Here is a 9,311-nt window from a genome sequence, read left to right as displayed (position 1 = left end):
TTTACGCAAAGCAAGTAAGCCAGTCTCAGGTCTCTTATCGCGCGGTAAGTTGTCATACTGAGGTCCACCGATAGCAGCCATTAATACAGCGTCAACTTCTTTGAGCTTTGTTTTGGTTTCATCAGGAAATGGACTGCCAGTTTTGTCGATAGCAACGCCACCCAAATCAAGATCAATATACTTAAAATCAGCAGCAACTTCTTTAAGAACCAAGAGAGTTGCTTCCGTTATTTCAGGACCAATTCCATCACCAGAGATTAAACCAATTGTTTTTGACATAGTTTAATATTGTAGCAAAAACTTAGCGCCGCTTGATTCAAGTGTAGTTACTAGGGATAAATCACCTAAATCTAGCTTTTTACCAGTAAGTACATAGCAACGATAGAGTAAATATTCAGCAAGCACAGCTTCAAGTTGAACCAGGTAACAATTCAAAGCACGAATCTCCTGATCGATATCTTCTCCAAACTCTGGAACCATAGTACTTAGAATGCCATTAGTATGCTCTTTGGCTCTTAAACCAATTTTGGCCATTGTTTTAATTGTTGGATACTGCATTCTGTAAGCGAACCATTCACACAACAAAAAGAAATCATCAAACTCAATTCCCTTTAATGACCCAAGCGCCCATTTTGTTGCCATCGTTTCTTTGATTCTATAAACAATAGACAATCTATCAGTATAACTACAATACCAAAGATAATGAAGATAGTTATTTATTTTAGTCTTGTATTTCTCACGCAAGATTGTAGTTTGACTCAAAGCCGCATTAAGATAGAACTTGGCACTATTATGGAAATCCTCACACTTGTTATCAAAATCGACAAAATCTTGAAGTACTTCTTTTTCTACATTGGCAAACAAATAATTATAAGCAAGATCATCATCAATAAATCCAGCATTGTCTTTTGATTGCATTGGGATTTGTGCAAGATGTGTCATCTTCGGCTCATCTTTATAAATCTGAAAAACTATATTCTTAGCAATCAAACGTAATTTACGAAAACTTTGTTTCATTACAGCACAATGTGCAAACTCTTGAGTCGTGCAATTAGATTGAATCAGAAGCGCACTTTTAACCCATTCATCTGGTGCAGATGGTTTAAGTATCATATAGTCTAATAAATCAAAATAGCAAAGATATTGTGACCAATCAATTTCAACTGCAATATCAGACTTGGATGATAGAGTTTTATATTCTCTAAACATCGTTGCAATCAATTGATTATTGATTTGCTTTGCGATATGTTTTGCTGCATCCGCTATATCCGGATTATCAAAATTAAAAGTATAAAAATCTATTGCCCGAGGTAAAAGATTTTTGTAAAAATCATAACTCAAATTCAATGTCTGTAATTTATCACTAATGTCAAGTCCCATAAACCACTCCCCTTCGTGTTTACACTAAAACATCTAAAGGATAAGCTTTGGTTAAGGGCTACTTCTTATTAGCTTTATTTGCCATTTTTCTTACCCGTCTTCTTGCTAGGTTTCTTGGCAGGCTTTTTAGCTGCTGGTTTTGGCGGAGCTGCAACAGGCTTGGGCTTAGGAGCTGGTGCTTTAATCACAGAAGCAGGTGCTGGAGCTTCGGGAGCAAAACCAGGTGACTTATAACCATGACAACTAGTATCGTTTTTCTTGAGATAGCCATTATTATTAATGCAACGCTTGGGAGCATCATAGTATTGCCTGCAAGCCTTAGTATCTCGGTTATTTTTCTTTTGACAATTTGCGGGGATACTAGAATAAGGATCAACTTCATCATCATCCGTAGCTGTTGGGTTCTCCACTTCAGAGATAGTTGTAGGCTTACGTTCAATAGCACCATATTTCAGTTCATGGTTATAAAGCTCAAAAGCTGTATAATACTCTGCCTTGGCAGTATTTCTACTACTAACCGCTTGTACGTTATCCTGGGAATCCCATTTCATTAATTTCGCATCACTAAAAGCTTTCAACTTACAATACATAGAATCATAAGCCTTGTTAAGTGCAGTGTCTCTATCATCAGTTTCAACTGGTGCAGAAACCGTTTTGCAAAACTCAGTAAAACTATCAGCACTAGCATCAAGTAATGAAAAATCACGAAATGCATCTGTCTCAACGTAACCAAACAATGCCTCCAAAGCATTAACACTCGTCACATTTGCAAACAAATTGGAGAGATAAACTATTTCTTGCTGATTTAGCTCTTTAAAGATACGCTCTTGCCACGGCTCTTTATTAGCAAAGATACCAAGTACAGTTTGGGCTTCAAGATCTTTTTGAATATCAAGCCAGATCTCATTAGCTTGTGAGGCATCTTTGCCAGGGAAAAAATCCTTGGTACTATACTCAGCAAAGACCTTGGCACCAAACTCAGTAGTGGCAGGCTCTGTATAGTGACTATCAAAATCAATACATTGTGCAGTAGCTACGGTACCACAGAATAATTTATTCTTGTCTTTCTCTGGAACGACATTAAGTAAAACTCCATCAGGACTATAAAAACGCAGATTGGTCATATCCGTAAAACCAGGGCGGGCAATTCCGTCGTCTCTGGTTCCGGCAACGATAGAGCCAGCAGGAATATAAATCCCATTAATGGATATTGTCTTAGTTACAAGCCCATAGCGCACACGGAAACGAGGCAAAATATCCATAGTCACTTCATTAAGAGCACCGAGTTTATAATCATCAAGCTGGTCAGGATTATAAATAGTCTCAAGCACCGCAGCATCCTGGAAATCCAAATTGTCAAGATTGACTCTCTCCTGCTTAGCAAGCGGGCTTATGCCATTGATTGAATTGGGTACAGTACCAACAGAAAAGCGCAAGAAACTCTCATTATCAAAGTAAGCAGAAAAATAACCACCTGTTTTGAGATTATAAATCCGCACCGGATTAGTCTCTGAAATCGGCAGCGTACTTTGATAATAAATTCCTAATCTATCCTCACCATGAAAAGTCCCAGCAGGAAATGCATTAACAATCATTCGTAAGCGCTGTAGTTCTGGCTCAGGATCAGACTTACGACAAAAAGGATTAATACAAGGACAACCATTTGGCAAAACAGCGGGCTGATCACAATCACAACCATTAGCAAGTTTGAATATATTACCTGGTGGTACATTACAAACTGGTGGCTCGGGATCTGTCGGAATCTTTGCAGCAGCTTGCTCCAATCGTAGCTGACCAACGCCGGTCCTCGTGATTGTTTTGTAGTGCTTTTGATCTGCCCAGCTTGAGTTTAAACTGGTAAAGAATATTATTAATAAAAGGAATCTGTTATGCATTTTGCCTCTCTTATATTTGGGTAGTTGTCGCTGAATTTCTCTGCTGTAAAAACCCACATTGGAACTCACGATGTCAAAGTGAATAAATGATCATAGCAAAAATAAAAACAATATATAGAGCATTTGCGTGTATGCCGCAAAAATAGTTGGAATTAGGTAAAAGCACTAGGTGACTTAACTAGCGAAGATAGAGTTAAGAACTCTTGGCTCAACAATAGAAAGCTCCTTGAGCTTAGCAATCTCATCGAGCCTTGCTAGTTGGTTACCTTTTTTAGAAGCCGTAGCTGAGGCCGAATAAACAAACTCTGTCGCTATCTTGATCAAATCCTCTTGACTAACATTGTTCAAGTCTAAGTTAATTTCTTTAGCAGTATGAATCAAACCAGCGAGTCCGCTGTCACCAGCACCAGAACTGCATTCCACTTGAATTACAGGAGCAGGAATATGCAATTGATCATTAATTGACGCAACAAGAGCACCGTGTTTGTCAAGTGAAACAATAGCAATCTCAGTACTAGTCTCTTGCATAAATTCAGTTATCAATTTAGACAAGGTAGAAAAATCATTTAGCTCCAACTCTTCTTTCACTTGTTCTCTTTTCTGAATCATCTCACCGGCATCTAATAAATCGACACTAACCAAAAACTGGAAGAACTCATGTAGATTGGGTTTGATGATATCAGCATGTCCTTCTTTAAACAAGTATCTATCTGCTAAGTAAGTATCAACAAACTCGCATGGGTTGTAAATAACCATATTGCCGTTTTTCTTGGCAATGCAAGAAAGTTGTGCAAAATAATTTGGTTTGGATCCGCGAGGTGGAGTATTGGTAAGCACCATAAACTCACCAGGGTTCGCTTTAGAAATCTCATCAATCTTGTTTGTGAATTGTTCCAAGACTTTATCTTGCATTGGATAAACCTGGGCAACTATCCAGAACAAATGCTCCATTCCTTCTTTGTCTTTAAAATTAAAACAAGGATGAAAGTTAGTGTCTCTTGAATGTCTAACGATATGAGCTTTAACACCTGTGGCTTCAAGTAATTTCTCTTGGATACTCGCAATTGGTCCTTGACCATAAAGAGCTACCAAATTAAATTCTTGCTTCCTGTAATAAAGTGCCTCAGCGGTATTGGGGCCAAGTCCACCTTTGTCAATATTGTAACTATCAATATGAAAGTGTCCGTCTTTGGTACTTGCATCAATAATGATATCCAAGCCACCTTTGGTTTCAATAATAATTGATCCTTTGTGCAAAGTAGCGGGAGCGTTTTTGTGTTCTTGATTTAAATCAGCAGGCATTTGAGCCTTGATAACTTGCCAAAGCTCTTGTGAAAAAAGTTCATTTTGTAATTCATGACCATTGTCATTTGCTTCTAGTGAATAGAACTTGCCTTGAGTCTCTCCTAAGAATTGCTGGTCAACTTCACCACCTTGATGAAATTTATTCAATAGATCGCTAATCGCTTTACCAAATTCTTTACTTACTGCCTCTGTTAATTCATATTTCATCTAAAAACTCTTCCTTGTATGATTTTTTTGCTCTCGCGATATTTCTGTTTCAACTCTGATTGATAGACTTGTATAATCGCCCTAGCTAATTTATATGGATTGTGACGAACAAAATCACCATTCTGTAATAAATTAGTTGGAGTCACTTTGATATCAAGTTCTTTAAGTTCAACACTATCAATCTCCACTGGATGCTGTCCATCAGCACGATACTGCTCAAGTTGTTTTTTATGCGGCATAGCATCATTGACTAAAACAAAATCAATTAATTTCTGCCCAGTTTTTACATATTTGGCAGTGTGTTTCAATAATGATTTGACGTGATCAGCACAACTATAATTGGTAGTTTCACCAGGCTGTGTCATCACATTACAAACATAAATCTTCGGCGCAGTTGATTTAGCTATCGCCTTCACCAAATCTGGCATCAAAAGATTGGGAATGATCGAAGTGTATAAACTTCCAGGACCAATAATAATTATTTCTGCTTCGTTAATCGTATCTATTACTTCTGGCAACAACTCAGGTCTTGGTTCAGTACAGCTCAAACTAACAATTTTGCCATTGGCTTTTGGGATATTAGATTCACCTTGAATCACAGAACCATCTTCCATTTTGGCGACCAAGTGCATAGCTTCATTACTAACAGGAAGCACCTTGCCTCTCGCTTTGAGTATACGGCAGGCTTGCGCTACTGCATCTGCCATGTTTTTAGTAGCACCAAGCTCAACGAGAGCGGTAAGAAACAAATTACCAAAACTATGTTGTCTTAAATCTTCCGGCGCATCATCGTCAAAACGATATTGAAAAAGTTGAGTGATCACCTCGTCATCATGTGACAGAGCTGCAATACAGTTACGAATATCTCCAGGTGGCACAATATCCATTGACTTGCGTAAACGTCCACTGCTACCACCATCATCAGCAACAGTAACTATTGCAGTGATATTACTGCTATAGGACTTAAGCCCCTTGAGCATATTAGAAAGTCCAGTGCCTCCACCGATACAAGCAATCTTGATTCCTTTGTTTGCCATATGCGCACGATCAAGTGTCTCAAAAAGCCCTTGATGATCCGGTGCAACAATATTGAGAACCTGGTTGTTTGATTTATAAAAACCAAAAAACAAAAGCATTGTCCCACCAATAATCGCCACAATCCCACTAATTGTCGGTGGTACATGTTCTGCGATATATGAAAGAAAATTCCAAGTACCTTGAGCAATTAAAGTTACAGGATGAGCTTTCAGAATCAAAGCCAAACCAAAAGTAATAGTGAGCAAGGCAAAAACAATAAAGAAAAGCCATTTCTTTAAACCGGGGAAGCTGTATTTGCGCAGAAGACGTTTCATTGTTTAGCTAAATACCTCTCTAAATCAACATGTTCAACTTCTAATTCAATTTTTGATTGCAAAACTGAATCATTCGCCACTAATGCTTTAATAGCTTCAAAACTAGATTGAGCAAAATAGGTTGAGCGGTGCTTACCACCAGTGCATTTGAACGCAAAAGTCAAAGAATCCTCATTTGTTCTTGATTCGTTTTTAGAGAAATCATTCATGAATTTAAAAACAAGTTCGGTGATTTCGGTTAATCTAGTTTGGATTGTTTCATCCTTGGCAAAGAAGGTGCGAATTGGTTCTTCTAATCCATTAAATGGTTTAAGTTCTGGCACCCAAAATGGATTGTTTAAATCTCTCAAATTAAATAAAAAGTCATGGTATGGCGGGGCCTTTCCCTCTGCCTCGTAAAATTTATGTCCGTATGATATGAATCGAATTTTCATGTTCCAGCAACCAAGCTTAACATATTAACTGAAGACAGGCTCTTGAATAACTAAATTGATGCTATTTTGTAACCCAAAAAGCAACAAAATATACAAATTAGCACTGATATAACTATATAAAGACTGGCTTTTATAATTGCCCCCTCCTGAACATAGTTAAAGACATCAAGACTAAAAGAACTAAAACTAGTCAAACCACCCAAAAGTCCTACATTTACAAAGGGAATCAATTGCGGGTTGTGAATAGCAAACTTGTGATAAGTGAAGCCAATGATTAATGAGCCTATAACGTTGACCAGCAGAATTGGTAATGGCAGAAAGATGGTAGCCCAATACCTAAGCAATCCTCCCAGAGCCGCACCTAGCATAACTTGCATTGAATTGATGAGAATTGCGGTCATCACTTAATTGTAACAGTAGAAGTCCTAGACTGGCTAAGATTGATACATATGACAAGCACTAATACCAAAGAACTAGGAGATTTGGAAGAATCCAGAGCCGCTAGCTACTTAGAAGAACTTGGCTATGAAATAATAGAGCGTAACTGGCGCTGGAGCAACAAAGGCGAGATCGATATCATTGCGCTTGATTCTAATCGATTTGGCAAGCCATATATTGTTTTTGTTGAAGTCAAGTTTCGTGAATGGTCTATAGAAATGGCAATTCGAGCTGTCAATCATAACAAAATCAGTCAACTCAAGAAACTCGCTCAAATCTATCTAATGCAAAAAAAGCTCAGTCTTTATAAAACTCATTTTAGTTTTGACCTGGTTGCTATTAGCGGGACTAGACTTGAACACATAAAAGATATCGTTAAGTAGAGCTCTTGCTCAGAATAAGCTACAATATTTTCTTATGCTTACCCCAACCGATTTCAAAAATGGATTAACAGTTAGATGGAAAGGACAAATCTGGCAAATTGCAGACTTCCTTCACGTCAAACCAGGCAAAGGAGCGGCTTTCGTGAGAACCAAACTCAAAAACGTTGAGACTGGTGGATCGAGAGAAGAGAGCTTTCGTATGAACGAACAATTTGAAGGTGTTTTTGTAGAGCGCAAAAGTATGCAATTTCTCTATCAAGCTGGTGATAATTATACTTTTATGGACATGAAAAGCTTTGAACAAATGGAAATAACTAAAGAAGCAATAGGACAAGATGTTATAGATTTTCTTAAAGAAGAAGTGCTTTGCACCGTTACTGTTTGTGAAGACAAAGTAATTGGTGTTGAATTACCTAACTCTATTGAGCTTGTAGTAACAGAAACTCCACCAAACGAAAAAGGTAACACTTCTGGTGGTGGTAAACCAGCTACACTAGAAACTGGTGCTGTGATACAGATTCCATTTTTTGTGGAACAGGGTGAAACAATTCGGGTTAATCCTCGTACCAAAGAATATCAAGATAGGGTCAAAAGCTAGTTTTAGTAAATAATCTTATATAAGGTATAATATTGAGCCGATGGCAAAAGACGAATTACCAATAGACAAAATCAACAAGTTATCCGAAATCCTCAAGGATCAAGGCTTAACTGAAATTGAAATTGAATCAGACGGACTCAAGATTAAAGTCCGTAAAGACGCGCAGCCTCTTACCATAGCAGCTCCAACCGCGGCAGGTCCGGCAAGCAGCACTCCAGCAAAAGCAGTCAATAAATATATTGAGATCAAATCACCAATGGTTGGAACTTTTTATAGCTCAGCTTCACCTGACTCAGAAGCCTTCGTCAAAGTCGGCGACAAAGTCAACAAGGGAGATACTATTTGTATAGTTGAAGCAATGAAATTAATGAATGAATTGCCAGCCGAAGTAGAAGGTACTGTCAAAGAGATCTGCGTGCAAAATGCTGAAGCTATCTCTTATGGACAAGTAATCATGAGACTTGAAGCCTAAACAAATACTCAACCTAAACTTGTCGGATACTAGTTTATTAGAACTTGCTTTGACGCATAGTTCTTGCACTAAGGATAATCCAGAACGTGCTAATAACGAAAGGCTCGAGTTTTATGGGGATGCAGTTCTCAAATTAATTTTCAGTAAGTATCTTTATTTACGCTTTCCCAAAGTTGATGAAGGCATGCTCACTAAATACCGCGCTCGATTAATTTCAGATGATTTACTTTCTGGAATTGCAATTGCTCTTGAGCTAGACAAAGCACTCAATGTTGGCAGTTCACTTGCAGGTAAAGCCCAACTTCCTAAATCAGTTATCGGCGACACACTTGAAGCATTGATTGGAGCTGTCTACATAGATAGAGGATTTGAAACGGCTGAAGCCTTTGTCATGGAACACTGGCAAGATTATATAGAAGAAGCGATTATTGATTCCATTGAAAAGGATTACAAATCTATCTTGCAAGAAATCGTCCAAAAAGAATATAAGGAACCACCCGAATATCGGACGATAACCTGTGAGGGTCCTGATCACGCTAAAGAATTCGAGATCGGTATTTTTGTAGCAGATAACTTAGTTGGATCTGCCAAAGGTTATTCAAAGAAAGAAGCTGGGCAAAATGCAGCTAAGGCTGCTCTTAAAAGCCTGAAGTCTAGATTAAAAACAAAGATCTAGATTTCTTTTCAAAGCGCCTTGCTTCAATTTGATAAATGTCGTTTAGGTACACTCAACCAATAAAGCCTAGAAACTCTTGATTGACTCTATACTGACAGTCTCCACTGACCAATTTTTTGGTAGAAAGAGATGTTATTAGATTAGTGCTTAAAGCACAAAATTTTAATTTCA

General features: G+C 38.0%; 11 protein-coding genes. 4 read left to right on the top strand and 7 right to left on the bottom strand.

The annotated features are described in order from the left end of the window. The 7 genes from O3C63_08475 to O3C63_08445 form a co-directional block, all read right to left on the bottom strand. Window positions 1-279, bottom strand: a 279-nt coding sequence (locus O3C63_08475; GenBank protein MDA0772963.1) for an isocitrate/isopropylmalate family dehydrogenase, incomplete at its 3' end; no start/stop codon positions are given. 3 nt (window positions 280-282) lie between these two features. Continuing rightward, window positions 283-1,380, bottom strand: coding sequence for a hypothetical protein (locus O3C63_08470; protein ID MDA0772962.1), 1,098 nt, complete (start codon window positions 1,378-1,380; stop codon window positions 283-285). Between the two features lie 74 nt (window positions 1,381-1,454). Further along, window positions 1,455-3,275 carry a hypothetical protein gene (locus O3C63_08465; protein MDA0772961.1) on the bottom strand — a complete coding sequence of 607 codons (1,821 nt, stop codon included), beginning with the start codon at window positions 3,273-3,275 and terminating at the stop codon, window positions 1,455-1,457. Window positions 3,276-3,449: 174 nt separating this feature from the next. Beyond that, on the bottom strand, window positions 3,450-4,787 hold the full coding sequence (locus O3C63_08460) for a PfkB family carbohydrate kinase (GenBank protein ID MDA0772960.1): 1,338 nt from the start codon (window positions 4,785-4,787) through the stop codon (window positions 3,450-3,452). Continuing rightward, window positions 4,784-6,139: a YvcK family protein gene (locus O3C63_08455; GenBank protein ID MDA0772959.1), complete on the bottom strand. Its 1,356-nt coding sequence runs from the start codon at window positions 6,137-6,139 to the stop codon at window positions 4,784-4,786. Before O3C63_08455 ends, O3C63_08460 begins: the two co-directional genes overlap by 4 nt. Next, on the bottom strand, window positions 6,136-6,573 hold the full coding sequence (locus tag O3C63_08450) for a hypothetical protein (protein MDA0772958.1): 438 nt from the start codon (window positions 6,571-6,573) through the stop codon (window positions 6,136-6,138). Before O3C63_08450 ends, O3C63_08455 begins: the two co-directional genes overlap by 4 nt. Before the next feature lie 50 nt (window positions 6,574-6,623). Further along, window positions 6,624-6,941 carry a CrcB family protein gene (locus O3C63_08445; GenBank protein ID MDA0772957.1) on the bottom strand — a complete coding sequence of 106 codons (318 nt, stop codon included), beginning with the start codon at window positions 6,939-6,941 and terminating at the stop codon, window positions 6,624-6,626. Between the two features lie 81 nt (window positions 6,942-7,022). Between O3C63_08445 and O3C63_08440 the strand changes: the two genes are divergently transcribed. The 4 genes from O3C63_08440 to rnc are packed head-to-tail and all read left to right on the top strand — an operon-like array spanning window position 7,023 to window position 9,140. Beyond that, entirely contained in the window at window positions 7,023-7,394 is a 372-nt protein-coding gene (locus tag O3C63_08440) for a YraN family protein (protein MDA0772956.1), read from the top strand. Between the two features lie 34 nt (window positions 7,395-7,428). After that, window positions 7,429-7,992 (top strand): elongation factor P, encoded by a 564-nt coding sequence (gene efp / locus O3C63_08435; protein ID MDA0772955.1) that lies wholly within the window; start codon window positions 7,429-7,431, stop codon window positions 7,990-7,992. A 40-nt stretch (window positions 7,993-8,032) separates the two neighbouring features. Beyond that, window positions 8,033-8,464, top strand: coding sequence for an acetyl-CoA carboxylase biotin carboxyl carrier protein (gene accB, locus O3C63_08430; GenBank protein ID MDA0772954.1), 432 nt, complete (start codon window positions 8,033-8,035; stop codon window positions 8,462-8,464). Continuing rightward, window positions 8,454-9,140, top strand: coding sequence for a ribonuclease III (gene rnc, locus O3C63_08425; protein ID MDA0772953.1), 687 nt, complete (start codon window positions 8,454-8,456; stop codon window positions 9,138-9,140). The genes accB and rnc overlap by 11 nt, the downstream gene beginning before the upstream one ends. Window positions 9,141-9,311 lie beyond the last annotated feature (171 nt).

Source organism: Cyanobacteriota bacterium (genome assembly GCA_027618255.1).
In the GTDB taxonomy this organism is placed as follows: Bacteria; Cyanobacteriota; Vampirovibrionia; order LMEP-6097; family LMEP-6097; genus JABHOV01.
This window is presented reverse-complemented; position numbering and strand designations above follow the sequence as displayed.

Coding starts and splice junctions, on each gene's coding strand:
- efp (MDA0772955.1), top strand. CDS start 7,429: ATGCTTACCCCAACCGATTTCAAAAATGGATTAACAGTTAGATGGAAA.
- O3C63_08445 (MDA0772957.1), bottom strand. CDS start 6,941: ATGCTAGGTGCGGCTCTGGGAGGATTGCTTAGGTATTGGGCTACCATC.
- O3C63_08450 (MDA0772958.1), bottom strand. CDS start 6,573: ATGAAAATTCGATTCATATCATACGGACATAAATTTTACGAGGCAGAG.
- O3C63_08460 (MDA0772960.1), bottom strand. CDS start 4,787: ATGAAATATGAATTAACAGAGGCAGTAAGTAAAGAATTTGGTAAAGCG.
- O3C63_08470 (MDA0772962.1), bottom strand. CDS start 1,380: ATGGGACTTGACATTAGTGATAAATTACAGACATTGAATTTGAGTTAT.
- O3C63_08465 (MDA0772961.1), bottom strand. CDS start 3,275: ATGCATAACAGATTCCTTTTATTAATAATATTCTTTACCAGTTTAAAC.
- O3C63_08455 (MDA0772959.1), bottom strand. CDS start 6,139: ATGAAACGTCTTCTGCGCAAATACAGCTTCCCCGGTTTAAAGAAATGG.
- O3C63_08440 (MDA0772956.1), top strand. CDS start 7,023: ATGACAAGCACTAATACCAAAGAACTAGGAGATTTGGAAGAATCCAGA.
- accB (MDA0772954.1), top strand. CDS start 8,033: ATGGCAAAAGACGAATTACCAATAGACAAAATCAACAAGTTATCCGAA.